General features: G+C 73.9%; 14 protein-coding genes. 6 read left to right on the top strand and 8 right to left on the bottom strand.

Annotated features, from left to right (window positions below; all coding sequences use genetic code 11):
* Positions 1-56 precede the first annotated feature (56 nt).
* A complete protein-coding gene (locus tag EUS26_RS08775; protein WP_130013195.1) occupies positions 57-914 on the top strand; it encodes a sigma-70 family RNA polymerase sigma factor in 858 nt (285 codons plus the stop codon).
* 87 nt (positions 915-1,001) lie between these two features.
* On the opposite strand, the gene EUS26_RS08770 is transcribed toward EUS26_RS08775, so the two are convergent.
* On the bottom strand, positions 1,002-1,421 hold the full coding sequence (locus EUS26_RS08770) for a hypothetical protein (protein WP_130013193.1): 420 nt from the start codon (positions 1,419-1,421) through the stop codon (positions 1,002-1,004).
* Positions 1,422-1,425: 4 nt separating this feature from the next.
* Positions 1,426-2,244: a GNAT family N-acetyltransferase gene (locus EUS26_RS08765; RefSeq protein ID WP_130013191.1), complete on the bottom strand. Its 819-nt coding sequence runs from the start codon at positions 2,242-2,244 to the stop codon at positions 1,426-1,428.
* A 117-nt stretch (positions 2,245-2,361) separates the two neighbouring features.
* Here EUS26_RS08765 and EUS26_RS08760 point away from each other — a divergent pair, with 117 nt between their 5' ends.
* Positions 2,362-2,964, top strand: a complete 603-nt coding sequence (locus EUS26_RS08760; RefSeq protein WP_202865093.1) for a PGPGW domain-containing protein — start codon at positions 2,362-2,364, stop codon at positions 2,962-2,964.
* Between the two features lie 4 nt (positions 2,965-2,968).
* Here the strand turns inward: EUS26_RS08760 and miaB are convergent, their stop codons facing one another.
* Both miaB and EUS26_RS08750 read right to left on the bottom strand, forming a co-directional pair.
* Positions 2,969-4,516, bottom strand: coding sequence for a tRNA (N6-isopentenyl adenosine(37)-C2)-methylthiotransferase MiaB (miaB, locus tag EUS26_RS08755; RefSeq protein ID WP_130013189.1), 1,548 nt, complete (start codon positions 4,514-4,516; stop codon positions 2,969-2,971).
* 28 nt (positions 4,517-4,544) lie between these two features.
* On the bottom strand, positions 4,545-5,291 hold the full coding sequence (locus tag EUS26_RS08750) for a sulfite exporter TauE/SafE family protein (protein WP_130013187.1): 747 nt from the start codon (positions 5,289-5,291) through the stop codon (positions 4,545-4,547).
* Positions 5,292-5,403: 112 nt separating this feature from the next.
* Here EUS26_RS08750 and EUS26_RS08745 point away from each other — a divergent pair, with 112 nt between their 5' ends.
* Both EUS26_RS08745 and EUS26_RS08740 read left to right on the top strand, forming a co-directional pair.
* On the top strand, positions 5,404-5,817 hold the full coding sequence (locus tag EUS26_RS08745) for a hypothetical protein (RefSeq protein WP_130013185.1): 414 nt from the start codon (positions 5,404-5,406) through the stop codon (positions 5,815-5,817).
* 47 nt (positions 5,818-5,864) lie between these two features.
* Entirely contained in the window at positions 5,865-9,140 is a 3,276-nt protein-coding gene (locus tag EUS26_RS08740) for a S41 family peptidase (RefSeq protein ID WP_130013183.1), read from the top strand.
* Positions 9,141-9,242: 102 nt separating this feature from the next.
* Here the strand turns inward: EUS26_RS08740 and EUS26_RS08735 are convergent, their stop codons facing one another.
* From EUS26_RS08735 to EUS26_RS08725, 3 genes are all read right to left on the bottom strand, one after another.
* On the bottom strand, positions 9,243-9,854 hold the full coding sequence (locus tag EUS26_RS08735) for a regulatory protein RecX (RefSeq protein WP_130013181.1): 612 nt from the start codon (positions 9,852-9,854) through the stop codon (positions 9,243-9,245).
* The gene (recA, locus tag EUS26_RS08730) at positions 9,854-10,948 is read right to left on the bottom strand and encodes a recombinase RecA (RefSeq protein ID WP_130013179.1); all 1,095 of its coding nucleotides are present in this window, start codon (positions 10,946-10,948) and stop codon (positions 9,854-9,856) included. The genes EUS26_RS08735 and recA overlap by 1 nt, the downstream gene beginning before the upstream one ends.
* Positions 10,949-11,196: 248 nt before the next feature.
* Positions 11,197-12,312, bottom strand: a complete 1,116-nt coding sequence (locus tag EUS26_RS08725) for an NYN domain-containing protein (protein WP_130013177.1) — start codon at positions 12,310-12,312, stop codon at positions 11,197-11,199.
* 244 nt (positions 12,313-12,556) lie between these two features.
* Between EUS26_RS08725 and EUS26_RS08720 the strand changes: the two genes are divergently transcribed.
* Together EUS26_RS08720 and EUS26_RS08715 are read left to right on the top strand one after the other, a co-directional pair.
* Entirely contained in the window at positions 12,557-13,828 is a 1,272-nt protein-coding gene (locus tag EUS26_RS08720) for an aspartate kinase (protein ID WP_130013175.1), read from the top strand.
* A 5-nt stretch (positions 13,829-13,833) separates the two neighbouring features.
* The gene (locus EUS26_RS08715) at positions 13,834-14,958 is read left to right on the top strand and encodes an aspartate-semialdehyde dehydrogenase (protein ID WP_130013173.1); all 1,125 of its coding nucleotides are present in this window, start codon (positions 13,834-13,836) and stop codon (positions 14,956-14,958) included.
* A gap of 149 nt (positions 14,959-15,107) precedes the next feature.
* On the opposite strand, the gene EUS26_RS08710 is transcribed toward EUS26_RS08715, so the two are convergent.
* On the bottom strand, positions 15,108-15,632 hold the full coding sequence (locus EUS26_RS08710) for a PH domain-containing protein (RefSeq protein ID WP_130013171.1): 525 nt from the start codon (positions 15,630-15,632) through the stop codon (positions 15,108-15,110).
* Positions 15,633-15,657: the final 25 nt, after the last annotated feature.

The raw sequence follows: 15,657 nt of genomic DNA, 5'->3' as shown, positions 1-15,657 counted from the left end.
GTCCGGCCCCGTGATCGTCACTCCCCTGACGGATCCCGACGTGGAAGTGTGACGACATGGAGCAGACGAGCGCCTTCGAGGCGGAGCGGCCGCGGCTGCTGCGCCTCGCCGGTCAAATCCTGGGCGACCACGCCGAGGCGCAGGACGTCGTGCAGACCGCGTGGCTGCGGCTGCACGGCACCCCGGACGCCGCCGACATCGCGAACCTGCCCGGCTGGCTGACCACGGTGACCGTGCGGCTGTGCCTGGACCGCCTCCGGGCCCGGGTGCCGCAGCCGGTCGACCCGCAGGAGACGCAGGATGCGGTGGACGGGGGCGGCTCCGGCGCGGCCCCGGACCCGGTGGACGAGGTCGTCCTGGCCGACACCGTCGGCGTCGCGCTGCAGGTGGTGCTGGACCGGCTGACGCCGAGCGAGCGGGTGGCCTTCGTGCTGCACGACACCTTCGGGGTCGACTTCACCACCATCGCGCAGATCCTCGACCGCACCCCGCCGGCCGCGCGCAAGCTGGCCTCCCGGGCCCGCGGCAAGGTGCGGCAGCCGGTCGAGCCCGACCGGCAGGCGGACGCCGTGGTCGTCGACGCGTTCCTGGCCGCGGCCCGGCACGGCGACTTCGCCCGGCTGCTGCAGCTGCTGGCCCCGGACGCGCTCGTGGTCGGCGACGCGGCCGCGGTGGCGGTGGGCACCCCCGCCCGCATCGAGGGCAGAGAGGCCGTCGCCCGGATGTTCGACGGCGGCGCGGCGTCGGCCCTGCCGGTGCTCGTGGGCGACCGGCCGGGGGCCGCGTGGTTCCTGCGCGGTAGGCCGCAGGTCGCCTTCGACTTCACCGTCCGGGACGGCGTGGTGCAGCGCATCGACTTCCGGGCCGAGCCCGACCTGCTCGCGGGGCTGGTGCGCCGGACCAGGTCACCCTGACCCGGTGCCGACCGACCGGCGGGCCCGTCACCGGCCGACCTGCCCGGGCCGTGGAGGGGTTCCCGCGCACGCCGAGACGCCGGGGGGTCAGCGCTCCTCGAGCTTGCCCATCGAGAAGGTCGCGACCACGACGCCGGCCCCGAGCGCGAGCACACCCGCCCCGACCCACCAGGCCGCGAGCGGCAGCAGCGCGATGCCCAGCGGCACCATGAGGAAGTTGAACGCGATGGCCGGCGCCTGCGCGCGGGGGTGCCGGCGCAGCAGCCCGAGGGCGGTGTAGGCCAGGCCGATGACGAAGACCACCATCGTCACCACCGACATGATGACGACCAGCGTGTCCTGCCCCTGCCCAAGGGCCAGCTCGACGAGGTAGAACACCGCGAACCCGACGACGACCACCGCCTCCACGGCCACGAGCGCCGCGGCGACCTTCCCGGCCGTGCGCTGCCGCGGCGTCGGCGGGTCCACCGGTCCGGGCGCCGACGTGGGGGTATGCCGTTCGCTCACCCGGTCATCGTAGGTCGCGTGACGCGAGCGGATGGACGCCGGCTGCCTCGAGCTCGCGGGTGTGGAAGCGGTGGGCGACGGCATACCCCAGGCGCTGGTAGAGCGCCACCGCCCCGACGTTGTCGGAGAAGACGCTCAGCGTCGAGACCCCGGCCTCCTCCACGGCGCGGGCGGTGAGCTCGCGGGTCAGCAGCCCGCCGACGCCGCGTCCGCGGGCGTCGGGGCGGACGACCATGCCGGCGACGTGCGGCATGCCGGAGGCGAGCTCGTGCAGGCCGCCCACCGCGACGGTCTGACCGGCGCTGTCGCGGACCGCGAGCCACGTCGTGGCGAACCCCCACCCGGGGAAGCCGAGGTAGCGGCCACGGGAGTGCGCCGCGCCGAACTCCTCGATGGCCGAGGCGTCGTCACGGTCGTGCAGCTCCTCGACCTGCAGCCCCCGCGAGGCCAGCTCACCGGCTGCCCTGGCGCCCTCGCGCCCCTCGGTCCACATGAACGACCACCGTCCGGTGCCGGTGCAGGCATAGGTGTCCGGCAGGCACAGCGAGCGGTCCTCGGCGGTGGAGAACCACTCCAGGGCCAGCCCGTCGCCGCCGGCCCGGACGATCGCCTCCAGCGCCTGCGCCTCCGCGCCGGCCGGCGCCTGGGACGACACCACGGCCGCACCGCCCCAGTGGGCGGAGCCGGGGCGCCACGGCCCCACGCACGCCCAGCCCTCGGGCGCGGCAACAGCCACGATCTCGTTGCTCGTGGCGAAGCGGACGAACGGGTCGTGGTGGGAGATCTCGAGCAGCTCGTCACGGTCGACCTGGCTCCACGTCACGGGCGGTAGCCTGCCACAGCCTCCCCCCGGGTGCAGACCGCCCCGGCTCGTGCGCGACGGACCCCCCGCGAGGCCGCGGCTCGCGCCCGGCCCCCGCCTCGCCTAGGCTCGACCCTTGTGAACGCCGCCGCCAAGAGGATCGCCCTGGAGACCCTGGGCTGGGTGGTCCTCGTGGTCGGCATCCTGGCGCTCGTGCTCCCCGGGCCCGGCCTGCTGCTGACCTTCGCCGGCCTGTGGATCCTGTCGACGCAGTACGCCTGGGCCCGGCGGTGGACCAACCCGGTGAAGTTCCGCGCGCTGCGCGGCGCCGCCCAGGGGGTCCAGACCATCCCGCGGATCGCGCTGTCGGCCCTCATCGCCCTCGGCCTCGTAGGAGTGGCCGTCGTGTGGCTGATGGCGCCGCCCGCCCCCGGCTGGTGGCCGGTAGACGAGCAGTGGTGGCTCTTCGGCGGCCGGCCGGTGGCCATCACCATGATCGTCTCCAGCGCCATCGCCATCATCCTGCTCGGCTACAGCGTCTGGCGGTTCTACGGCAAGCCGGAGGCACGGGCCGAGATCGACCGCATGGAGGCCGACCACAAGGCCGCGGTCGCCCGCGAGGAGCGTCGACAGGCCTGGGCAGAGCGCCGCGAGGCACGGCAGGCGACGCGCGAGGCGGCTCACGCCGACCGGGTCGCCGACGCCTCCGAGGCGGCCGCGGGCAGCCGCGAGGCCTCCTGACGCCTCAATCGGTCGGGCAGCAGGGCGCCGCGGCGACCGGCGCCGCCGGGGGTGCCCCCACGGTCGGGATGCCGAGGCTCACCGCCGGCTTGCGCACGGCACCGGGGGTGCCGCCCTCCTGCAGCGCCGCCCAGGCGTCCCCGCCGGGGGTGCGGCGCACGGCATACACGCCGCCCTGGACGCCGGAGTCGGCGACGAGGTGGTGCGGGGCGCCGTAGGTGACCTCGACGGTGACCATGTCGCCGGGCCGCGGGCGCTCCGCCCCCTCGGGCACCGCGAAGTGGACGAGCCGGTTGTCGCGGGCCCGGCCGGACAGGCGGTGGGTCTCGGCGTCCTTGCGGCCCTCGCCGGGCGCGACGAGCACCTCGACCTGCCGACCCTCGACCTCCCGGTTGCCGGCCCAGGAGACCTCCTCCTGCACCGCGATGAGCCGGTCGAAGCGCTCCTGGACGACCTCCTTGGGGATCTGGTCGTCCATCTCGGCGGCCGGGGTGCCGGGGCGGATGGAGTACTGGAAGGTGAAGGCGCTGGAGAACCGGGACGCGCGGACCACGTCGAGGGTGCCCTGGAAGTCCTCCTCGGTCTCGCCCGGGAAGCCGACGATGAGGTCGGTGGTGATGGCGGCGTCGGGGATCTGCTCGCGCACCCGGTCCAGGATCCCGAGGAAGCGCTCGCTGCGGTAGGAGCGCCGCATGGCCTTGAGGACGCGGTCCGAGCCGGACTGCAGCGGCATGTGCAGGCTGGGCATGACATTGGGGGTCTGCGCCATCGCGGTGATGACGTCGTCGGTGAAGGCGGCCGGGTGCGGGCTGGTGAACCGGACCCGCTCCAGGCCCTCGATCTCACCGCAGGAGCGCAGCAGCTTGCCGAAGGCGAGCCGGTCGCCGAACTCGACGCCGTAGGTGTTGACGTTCTGCCCCAGCAGGGTGACCTCGACGACGCCCTGCGCCACGAGCGCCTCGATCTCGGCGAGGATCTCCCCGGGACGCCGGTCCTTCTCCTTGCCCCGTAGCGCGGGCACGATGCAGAAGGTGCAGGTGTTGTTGCAGCCGACCGAGATCGACACCCAGGCGGAGTATGCCGAGTCGCGCCGGGTCGGCAGCGTGGAGGGGAAGGTCTCGAGGGACTCGAGGATCTCCACCTCGGCGGCCCTGTTGTGCCGGGCCCGGTCGAGCAGCGCCGGCAGCGAGCCCACGTTGTGGGTGCCGAAGACGACGTCGACCCAGGGAGCCCGCTCGACGATCGTCGAGCGGTCCTTCTGCGCGAGGCAGCCGCCGACGGCGATCTGCATGCCGGGGTTGGCCTGCTTGGCCGGGCGCAGCTGCCCCAGGTTGCCGTAGAGCTTGTTGGCGGCGTTCTCGCGGACCGCGCAGGTGTTGAAGACGACGACGTCGGCGACGTCGGGGCGCTGCTCCCCCGGCAGGCTGGCCAGGTCGACGTAGCCGGCGGTCTCCAGGAGGCCGGCGAGCCGCTCGGAGTCGTGGACGTTCATCTGGCACCCGTGGGTGCGCACGTCGTAGGTCCTGGTGCTGGTGCTGGTCGTCGTGCTCATGGCCCTCCTAGGGTACGCGCCGCGCAGCTCACCCCAGCCAGGCCAGCAGCCCCCGGACGAGGGCGACCAGACCCCCCGTGGCGGCGACCCCGATCGCCACCCGGCGGGCCGTCCGCAGGCTCACCCGGTCGCTGACCGCGGTGCCCGCCCAGATGCCGGCCGGCACGGCCCCGCACACCACCGGCCAGGTCCACCACGGCACGACCCCCGCGGCCGGGGTGGCGCCGAGCGCGACCTTGGCGACGACCGAGGCGGTGTTGGCCAGCAGGAAGATCGGCTGCAGGGTGGCCGCGAAGGAGCGCTGGCCCCAGCGGGAGGCCACGGCGTACACCGCCATCGCGGGCCCGGCGACGCCCGCGGTGGTGTTCATGAAGCCGGCGACCGCGCCCGAGACGACGACCGCGCCGCCACCGGTCACCGCCGGCTGGTGACGGGTGCCCACCACGGCGGTGATGGCGACCAGCACACTGGCCCCCAGCACGACGTCCAGCACCGCGACGGGGACGTGCCGCACCACCAGGGCCCCGGCGAGGGAGCCGACCAGCAGCAGCGGCACCAGCGTGCGGAACCTCCGCCAGTCCACGTCACCGCGCAGCATGACGGCGAGGATCGCCGCGGCCACGATCGCCGCCACGTTGGACACCATGACCCCGGCCACCGGGCCGATGAGCACGGTGGCGACCGGGGCCACGCTCATCCCCAGGCCCATGCCGGCCACCCGCTGCAGGGCGGCGCCGAGCGCCACGGCGGCGACGACGAGCACGGCGAAGGTCATGGTGCGCAGTCTGGCCCACGGCCGGCGCCGGGGCTGCCGCGGGGAGCCCGGCGGCGCTACTGTGAGCCGGAGCAGGCGTGAGCGAAGGAGCCGCGCGCGAAGGAGCACCGTCATGAGCGACCAGACCGACCGCGACACCATCGGTGACGACCTGGGGGTGTGGAGCGTCGACGCGGAGGACCAGCTGCAGCCGGAGGACACGCTCGACGGCGACGGCGACGTGCTGGACCGTGGCTACCAGACGGGCGAGCACTACGTCGGCTCCTCGGCGTTCGGCGTCACCCCCGGCGAGCAGTCGCTCGAGGAGAGCATCGCTCAGCGCGAGCGGCAGGAGGAGTCGGAGCGGTGGGCGCAGCGGCACCGCCCGGACACCGAGGCCCGGGACATCGCCCGGGAGTGCCGCACCACGAGCTGGGACTCCCCGGAGGAGTCGGCCATGCACTACTGGACCGGCGAGGACGACGAGGAGCTCACCGAGGTGGAGTGGGAGCCCTCGGACGACCCGCAGCCCGGTGAGGACGAGTAGGTCCGCTCCCCCTGCGTGTCCCCCGGCCAGCACGTAGGGTCGGGCGCGTGAGCCCGTCCTACCTGCGCTTCCCTCACCTGCACGGCGATCTCGTCACCTTCGTCGCCGACGACGACGTCTGGCTGGCCCCGGTGACCGGGGGCCGCGCGTGGCGGCTGACGGCCGACCGGGTCCCGGCCCGGTCCCCCCGCTTCTCGCCGGACGGCACGCACGTCGCCTACGTCAGCCACCGCGACGGGCACCCCGAGGTCATGGTCGTCGAGCTGGCCACGGGGACCGCGCGCCGGCTCACCTGGTGGGGCGCCTCGACCACCATGGTCCTGGGCTGGGACGCGCAGGGCCGGGTGCTCGTCGCCAGCAACGGCGGTGAGGTCAACGTGCGGCACGCCGAGGTCAAGGCGGTCTCGCTGGACGGGGCGGTGGAGCGTATGCCGTGGGGCCCGGCCTGGGGCGTCGCCGTCCGGGCGGACGGCGCGGTGGCCCTGAGCACCGTCGGCAGCCGGCCGCCCGCCCAGTGGAAGCGGTACCGCGGCGGCACGGCCCCGCGGCTGTGGCTCGACGAGGCCGGCGACGGCACCTGGACCCAGCTGCTCGACGACGAGCCCGCGGCGCTCGTCGACCCGCTGTGGGTGGGTGACACCCTGCTCTTCGTGTCCGACCGGGCGGCGCACTTCCCGGAGGCCGCGGACGAGCAGGCCAACCTGTGGGCGTGGGAGTCGCCGGGCGGCACCCGACGCCGGCTCCGCAAGGTGGCCACCCGTCCCCGGCAGCTCACCCACCAGGACGGCGCGCAGGGCTACGTCCGCGACGCGACCACCGACGGCCGGCGGGTCGTGTGGCACAGCCGTGGCGAGCTGTGGCTGCTCGACTCTCTCGACGCCACCCCGCGCCGGGTCGAGGTGGATCTGCCGGTGGGACGTCCGGCACGGCATACCGTCGAGGCCGCGCAGCGGCTGGACCACCTGGCGGTCGACCGGGGCGGGGACGCCAGCCTCGTCGGCACCCACGGTGCGACCTTCTGGGTGAGCCACCGGTCGGGGCCGGTGCGGGCGCTCGTCGCGGACTCGGCGGTGCGCACCCGGGAGCCCGTCTTCCTCGGCCAGGACGCCGCCGTGCTCGTCACCGACGTGGAGGGCGAGGACTCCCTGGAGATCCACCGGCTGGACGGTGCGGCCTCGCCACGACGCCTGTGCGGCGGTGAGCTCGGCCGGGTGCTGCACCTCGCGGCGGCGCCCGACGGCACCGCACTGGCCTGCCTCAGCCACGACGGGGCGGTGCGGGTCGTCGACGTCGAGACCGGGCAGGCCCGCGTGGTCGGCCGGTCGGTCCAGGGCGAGGCGCTCACCCCCCGCTTCTCGCCGGACGGCCGCTATCTCGCCTGGAGCCAGCCCACCGCCGGCGAGGGCGAGCACCACCAGCTCATGGTGCTGGACGTGCGTGCCGGTGCCGAACCCGTCGCCGTGACGAGCGGGCGCTACCACGACCGCGACGTCGACTTCACCCGTGACGGGAAGGCGCTGGTGTTCCTCTCCGACCGGACCTTCGACCCGACGTATGCGGCGCACGAGTTCGCGCTCAGCTTCACCGGCGCGACCCGGCCCTGGCTGATCCCGCTCGCCGCTGCGGACGCCGCACCCTTCGCGCCCAGCGTGCAGGGCTGGCGGATCAGCGAGGCCGCGGACGGCACAGGGGCGCAGGACACCCCGGACCCGGGCGACGCGGCCACCGCGGCACCGGCGAGCCCGGACCTGGACGTCGACGGCGCGGAGCAGCGGATCACCCCGTTCCCGGTGCCCTCCGACGACTACCGGGACCTGCGGGCGGCCAAGGACGGCGTGCTCTGGGTCCGGGTCAGCGGGGCGGCCGGCGAGCTCGGGAGCCGCCGGGCCGGCGTCGACGGCGACGAGCCCACCGACGCGCTCGAGTTCTTCAGCTTCACCAAGCGCACGCTGACGACCGTGGCGACCGCGGTGGACCGGTTCCACGTCTCCGGGGACGGGGAGCGGGTCGTCGTGCAGCACGAGGAGTCCCTGCACGTGCAGCCCACCGACCGCAAGCCCGAGGAGGACGCGTCACCGTCGGACAAGGTCGACGTCGACCTGACGCGGATCCGGCTCGAGGTCGACCCCCGTGCCCGGTGGCACCAGATGTTCGACGAGAACGCGCGGATCATGCGGGACCAGTTCTGGCGGGCCGACATGGACGGCGTGGACTGGGACGGGCTGACGCGCCGGTGGCGACCGCTCGTCGAGCGGCTGGCGACCCACGACGACCTGCTCGACGTGCTGTGGGAGACGGTCGGCGAGCTGAACACGTCGCACGCCTACGTCACTCCTCCCGAGCCGCCGGGCGACGCCGATCGCAGGCTCGGGCTGCTGGGGGCGGACCTGTCCCCGGACGCCGAGGGCTGGCGCATCGACCGGGTGCTGACCGGTGAGTCGAGCGACCCGGCGGCCCGCTCGCCGCTGCGGGCGGCCGGGGTCGACGCACGGCCCGGCGACGTCCTCGTCGCCGTCGACGGCCGACCCGTCGACCCGGCCGACGGGCCCGCACCGCTGCTCGTCGGCGCCGCGGACCGGCCGGTCCAGCTCACGCTGCGGCGGGCCGGTGCGGACCGGCAGGTGGTCGTGGTGCCGGTGCCCGACGAGGAGGGGCTGCGCTACCAGGACTGGGTCGCCTCCCGGCGCGCCTACGTGGAGGAGCACGGCGGCGGCCGGCTCGGCTACCTGCACATCCCGGACATGATGAGCGTCGGGTGGGCGCAGCTGCACCGTGACCTGCACGTCGCCACCCGCGCCGAGGGGCTGGTGGTCGACGTCCGCTACAACCGCGGCGGGCACACCAGCCAGCTGGTGCTCTCCCGCCTCGCGGCGAAGGTCGTCGGGTGGGCCGCGGCGAGGCACTATGAGGAGGTCGGCAGCTACCCCTCCCAGGCGCCGCGCGGGCCGGTGGTCATGGTGGCGAACCAGTTCTCCGGGTCGGACGGCGACATCGTCAACGCGGGCGCGCAGGCCATGGGTCTCGGGCCGGTCGTCGGGGTCCGCACGTGGGGAGGGGTCGTCGGCATCGACGGACGGTTCGACCTCGTGGACGGCACGCAGATCACCCAGCCGCGGTACGCCTTCTGGCTCAAGGACAAGGGCTTCGGCGTGGAGAACCACGGCGTCGACCCCGACATCGAGGTGGTCCACTCCCCCGCCGATGTCGCCACCGGCACGGACCGCCAGCTGGACCGGGCGATCGAGGAGGCCTTCCGGCTGCTGGAGCAGCACCCCGCGGCGACCCCGCCGGGGCTGCCCGGGCCGCGCGTCCGGCGGCACTGATCCTCTCCCCGGCTCGCGGGGCGACACGCCCTGCGGGCCGGGCGTCCGACCGCCCGACCGGGCCGCAGGGGCGAGCCGTGCAGATCGCGCCGGCCCGCGGTCTCAGTCGCGGCCGTGCTCGGGCAGGTCGTCCAGCGCCTCGCGGATGACCTGGTAGGACACCCCGGCGTCGTAGCCCTTGCGCGCCAGGAACGCCGTCAGGCGCCGGGTCTGCACCTCACGGTCCAGCCCGCGCATCGACCGCAGCCGACGAGCGACCAGAGCCCGGGCCTGCTCCTTCTCCTGCTCAGGGTCGATGTCCTGCAGCGTGGCGTCGACCAGCTCGTCGGAGACACCCTTCTGCCGCAGCTCCTGACGCAGCGCGGTCGTGGCGAGGCCCTTGGTCTCCTGCTTGGACCGGACGTACATCTCCGCGAAGGCCTCGTCGTCGACCAGGCCGACCTCGCTCATCCGGTCCAGGACCCGGGCCGCCACCTGCGGGTCGCAGTCGCGGTCCCGGAGCTTGTCCTCGAGCTGTCGACGGGTGCGCGGACCCATGGCGAGCTGGCGCAGGACGATCTTGCGGGCGACGGCGTGCGGGTCCGGCTCGTCCGTCGACGGGGCGCGACCTCCACGGTCGGCCGTGCCGGCCGAGCGGAGCCCGTAGGCGCTGGCGGAGGTCTCCGCCGCCGCCAGCGCCTCACGGGCCGCAGACAGTCGGTCTGCGCCGGCCATCAGAAGTCGACCGAGACCTCACCGGTGACCGGGTCCACGCCGTCCGGGAGGTCGTCGGACGCCGGGGCCGCACCGATGCCGAGCTTGGCCTTGATGTTGCGGTCGATCGTCTCGGAGATGTCCGGGTTGTCCTTGAGGAACTGGCGGGCGTTCTCCTTGCCCTGGCCCATCTGCTCGCCCTCGTAGGTGTACCAGGCGCCCGACTTGCGGACGAAGCCGTGCTCGACGCCCATGTCGATGAGGCCTCCCTCGCGGGAGATCCCCTGCCCGTAGAGGATGTCGAACTCCGCCTGCTTGAACGGCGGGGACACCTTGTTCTTGACGATCTTCGCGCGGGTGCGGTTGCCGACCGCGTCGGTGCCGTCCTTGAGGGTCTCGATGCGGCGCACGTCGATGCGCACCGAGGCGTAGAACTTCAGCGCCTTGCCGCCGGTCGTCGTCTCCGGGGAGCCGAACATCACCCCGATCTTCTCGCGGAGCTGGTTGATGAAGATCGCCGTGGTGCCGGTGGAGCTGAGGGCACCGGTGATCTTGCGCAGCGCCTGGCTCATGAGCCGGGCCTGCAGACCCACGTGGCTGTCACCCATCTCGCCCTCGATCTCCGCCCGCGGCACCAGGGCCGCCACCGAGTCGATGACGATGATGTCGAGCGCGCCGGAACGGATCAGCATGTCCGCGATCTCCAGCGCCTGCTCACCGGTGTCCGGCTGGGAGACGAGCAGGGCGTCGGTGTCGACCCCGAGCTTCTTGGCGTACTCCGGGTCGAGCGCGTGCTCGGCGTCGATGAAGGCGGCGATGCCGCCGCCCTTCTGGGCGTTGGCCACGGCGTGCAGCGCGACCGTGGTCTTGCCGCTGCTCTCCGGGCCGTAGATCTCCACCACGCGGCCACGGGGCAGACCGCCCACGCCGAGCGCGACGTCGAGCGCGATGGCACCGGTGGGGATGACCTGGATCGGCGGCCGCTCCTCGTCGCCCAGGCGCATGACCGAGCCCTTGCCGTGCTGCTTCTCGATCTGGGCCATGACCGTGTCGAGGGCCCTGAGCCGGTCGGTGTCGGCTCCGACGGGCTTGGTGGTCTTGCTGGCCTGTGCCATGCGGTGCTCCTTCGTCTCGTGGCGGGCGCGCCTACCTTCGACCGACCCGCGGACCTCCCCCGGTGGGTGGCCCGATGTCTGCGTCAGACGCTAGGCGCCGCCTCCGACACACCTGCCCGTCCACCACGGATCTGTGGACGACGGCGCCGGTCGGCGACCCCATGTGGATACCGTAATCGAAAACCTGTACGACACCGCGCAGGGGCACGTCCGCGTGTCGCGACCCGCCGCGAGCGCGAGGCGTGCCCTCAGACGACCGTGACGACATACCCCGTCCCGCGGCGGGTGAGCTCCACCAGCCCCGCCGCCGCGGCGCCCTTGCAGAACTGCAGGAACGAGCCGTAGCCGAGGGGCTTCTCCGAGAACCCCTCGCGGCGGGCCCGCACGTGGTCCTTGAGCCCGGAGAGCGCCACCCCCGAGCCGTCGTCGAGCTCGGCGACGGTCTGCCGCAGCAGCGCGAACGCCTCCTGCCGGCCGCCCTCCTCGGGCAGGGTCACCTCGGGGTCGCCCTTGGCCGGGCCGGGGCTCAGCTCGATGATGCCCCGGCCGGCCAGGTGGTCGAGCAGCTCGCCGAAGGCGCGGAAACCGTAGGCCGCCTCGGAGAACGTCGAGTCCTTGCGCACGAGGGTGCGCTTGAGGACCGACGCGGTGACCGCGCCCCCTGAGCTGCGGTGCAGCCCGGACACGGTCTGGGCCACCAGCGAGGCGAGGTCGGTGGCCGGTTCCTCCTCGACCTCCTCGACGTCGTCGACGTCGTCCACCTCGGGCTCCGGCGCGGGCTCGGCGCGCCCGGTCGACCGGCCGGACGAGCCGCGCCCCTGGCCACCCCGGCCACGACCCTTGCCGCGCCCTGAGGAGCCGGCACCGCCCGGCTCGCCAGCGTCCGCGGGCACCACGCCGTCGAGGTCGTCGTAGTAGAGGAACTCGTCGCACGCCGGCGGCAGCATGGTCGAGGTCGAGTCCCGGACCCCGAAGCCGATGACCCGCTTGTTGAGCTCGCGCAGCTTGTGCACGAGCGGGGTGAAGTCGCTGTCCCCGGTGCAGATGGCGAAGGTCGTGATGTAGTCGCGCTCGTAGGCGGTCTCGACCGCGTCCACGGCCATCTTGATGTCCGCGGCGTTCTTGCGCGAGGCCCCCATGCGCTGCGTCATCTCGATGAGCTCGACGTGGTTGCGGGTGAGCATGCGCCGGTCCTCGTCGAAGTAGGACCAGTCCGCGTAGGCCCGCCGCGTCACGACCCTGCCGCGCTCGGCGAGCGCGTCGGCCACCGGCCGCAGGTCGAACGGCACCCCCAGGTGGTCGCGGCATCCCAGCGCCAGGTTCTCGTAGTCGATGAGCAGCGCGATCCGGTCCTCGTCATCCATCCCCCGAGCGTATGCCCGTCCGCGACCCCGACGACCACCGCCGGGGTCCGGTGGGCGCGCGGACGGCGTCGTGCGAGACCCGGTGGACGCCGATGTCGCGGCGCGAGCGACCCGGTGCAGCCGCAGGACGCTCGGATTCCCCTGCGTCAAGGACCGTCGGCCGCGCCCCCTAGACTTGCTGCCCGCACCCCGGTCGCGACACCGCCGCGCGGCCGCCACGTCATACCCCTGCTCAGGAAGTCCCATGGCTCTGCTCGTGATGAAGTTCGGCGGGTCCTCCGTCTCCGACGCCGAGGCGATGCGCCGCGTCGCCCAGCGGGTCGTCTCCGCGCACCGCGCGGGCGACCGGGTCGCCGTCGTCGTCTCCGCCATGGGCGACACGACCGACGACCTGCTGGACCTCGCCGGGCAGATCGCGCCCGGCACACCCCCCGAGCGGGAGATGGACATGCTCCTGTCGGCCGGCGAGCGCATCTCCATGGCGCTGCTGGCGATGGCCATCGAGCAGCTGGGCGTGCCCGCCCGCAGCTACACCGGCGCCCAGGCCGGCATGCGCACCGACACCGCGCACGGCCGGGCCCGCCTGCTCGACGTCCAGCCCGACCGGGTGCGCCGGACGCTGGAGGACGGCGCGGTCGCCATCGTGGCCGGCTTCCAGGGGATCTCGACCGACGACGACATCACCACCCTGGGCAGGGGCGGCTCGGACACCACGGCGGTGGCGCTCGCCGCGGCGCTCGGCGCCGACGTCTGCGAGATCTACACCGACGTGGACGGCCTCTACACCGCCGACCCCCGCATCGTGCCCAGTGCCCGACGGGTCACCCGCATCACCATCGAGGAGACCCTCGAGATGGCGGCGCACGGCGCCAAGATCCTGCACCTGCGCGCGGTGGAGTACGCCCGCCGCTTCCAGGTGCCCCTGCACGTCCGCAGCAGCTTCTCCGACCAGGAAGGCACTTGGATCCTGGTCGGGCGACCCCTCACGGAGGACACCATGGAAGAGCCCATCATCTCCGGCATCGCCCACGACAAGTCCCTGGGCAAGGTCACCGCCGTCGGCGTCCCCGACCGACCCGGCGCCGCCGCGGCGGTCATCGGGGCCGTGTCCGAGGCCGGCGTGTCGATCGACATGATCGTCCAGAACGTCTCGACCTCCAACGCCGAGACGTCCGACATCTCCTTCACCCTCCCGGAGACCGACGGCCAGACGGCGGTGGCCGCGGTGCGCGGCCTGCAGGAGCAGATGGGCTTCTCCGACGTGCTCTACACCAGCCACGTCGGCAAGCTGTCGCTGGTCGGCGCCGGGATGCGGTCCAACCCCTCGGTGGCCAGCCGCCTCTTCTCCGCGCTCGCGGACGCCGGGGTCAACATCGAGATGATCAGCACCTCCGAGATCCGCATCTCGGTCATCTGCGACCAGACCGACCTCGAGGCCGGGGTCCGGGCGGTGCACACGGCGTTCGACCTGGACGCCGAGGTCGAGGCCGTGGTCTACGGCGGGACGGGACGGTGAGCACGGTGACCGAGCAGCAGCAGACCGGCGCGCCGGGCAGGCGGCGCCTCCACGTCGCCGTCGTCGGCGCCACCGGCCAGGTGGGTGCGGTCATGCGGCGGCTGCTCGCCGAGCGGGACTTCCCGGTCGCCTCGGTGCGCTACCTCGCCTCCGCCCGCTCCGCCGGGACGACGCTCGCCTGGGCCGGCTCCGCCGCCGGGGCACCCGGGTATGACGTGGCTCGCGACATCGAGGTCGAGGACGTCGCCACCGCGGACCTCGCGGGCATCGACGTGGCCCTGTTCTCCGCCGGGGGCGGGGCGTCGAGGGAGCACGCGCCCCGGTTCGCCGAGGCCGGCGCCGTGGTCGTCGACAACTCCTCCGCCTGGCGCATGGACGACGCCGTGCCCCTCGTGGTGAGCGAGGTCAACCCCGACGACCTGACGCTCGCGCTGGACGAGGGCGGCCGCCGCATCGTCGCGAACCCCAACTGCACGACCATGGCCGCGATGCCGGTCCTGCGGCCGTTGCACGCCGAGGCCGGTCTCGAGCGGCTCCGGGTCGCGACCTACCAGGCCGTCTCCGGCTCCGGCCTGGCCGGCGTCACCGAGCTCGCGGACCAGGCGCGGGCCGCCCTCGGGGGCGACGTGCCGGTGGAGACGCTGACCCACCACGGCGGGGCCGTGTCGATGCCCCGACCCGGGGTATACGTCGCCCCCATCGCCTTCAACGTCCTGCCCATGGCCGGTGACCTCGGCGCGGACGACGAGACGACCGAGGAGATCAAGCTGCGCGACGAGTCGCGCAAGATCCTCGGCATCCCGGGCCTCGCCGTCTCGGGCACCTGCGTGCGGGTGCCGGTCTTCACCGGGCACAGCCTGTCCGTGCACGCCGAGTTCGCCGAGCCGATCACCCCGGGGCGGGCGCGCGAGCTGCTGGCCGAGGCGCCCGGTGTCGAGCTGGCCGACGTGCCCACGCCGCTGCAGGCCGCGGGCCAGGACCCGTCCTACGTGGGGCGCATCCGCGTGGACCAGTCGGTGCCGGACGGCCGGGGTCTCGTCTTCTTCATCAGCAACGACAACCTGCGCAAGGGCGCTGCTCTCAACACCGTGCAGCTGGCCGAGGTGCTGCTGGCCCGCCACCTGGTCTGAGAGCCGGTCCGAGGGTGGGCTGGCCCGAGGCCCGGCCGGCCCGAGGTCTGGCAGGCCCGAGGCCTGGCCGGTCCGGAGCCGGGGGCCGCCCCTTGCGTCACACAGGACTCACGGGCACCAGGATGCGGAGATGTGCTCATCTGCACGGGTTATCTCCCCGCCTTGCGGACATGTCGGCGCAGGCTGTGATCGGCGTGACTGGAGTGACACGGGCAGGGCGCTTCCGGTCTACCCCTCGCCGGTGTCGCGCAACTGTTGGCGGAGCTCGGCCAGCCTGCTGCCGCGGCGCACCTCGACGTCGCGCAGGTGCGAGGGGGCGAGGCCAGCAGCTCGTCCAGCTGGCCGCCGGGCACGGTCAGCGGCACCTCGGAGCCGTCCGCCAGTCGCAGGGACAGGACATCGAGGTCACGGCCCTGCCGTCGGAACCCGACCACGTCGTCCCAGGGCACATGCCGTCGGCCCAGCCGGAGGCCCAGGACGTCGGCCACGGTGCCGCTGCTGGCCACGACGTGCTGGAGGTACGAGGTCACGGTGAGGATTGCGGTGATGGCTGTCCACGCCCATTCACCCTGAGTGGCGAAGTACACTCCGCAGGCGGCCTGGCAGACGGCGATCGCCAGCCAGACCCACCGCAGCCGCGGCATACGCCGCCAGGTCCGGTCGTCCGCGCGCACGTCTCGTCCTCTCCGTCCCCGACCC

It is taken from the genome of Serinicoccus sediminis (assembly GCF_004153545.1).
Taxonomy (GTDB): Bacteria; Actinomycetota; Actinomycetes; order Actinomycetales; family Dermatophilaceae; genus Ornithinicoccus; species Ornithinicoccus sediminis_A.
Note: the sequence above shows the minus strand (reverse complement) of the source record. Positions and strands in the feature narration are given on the sequence as shown.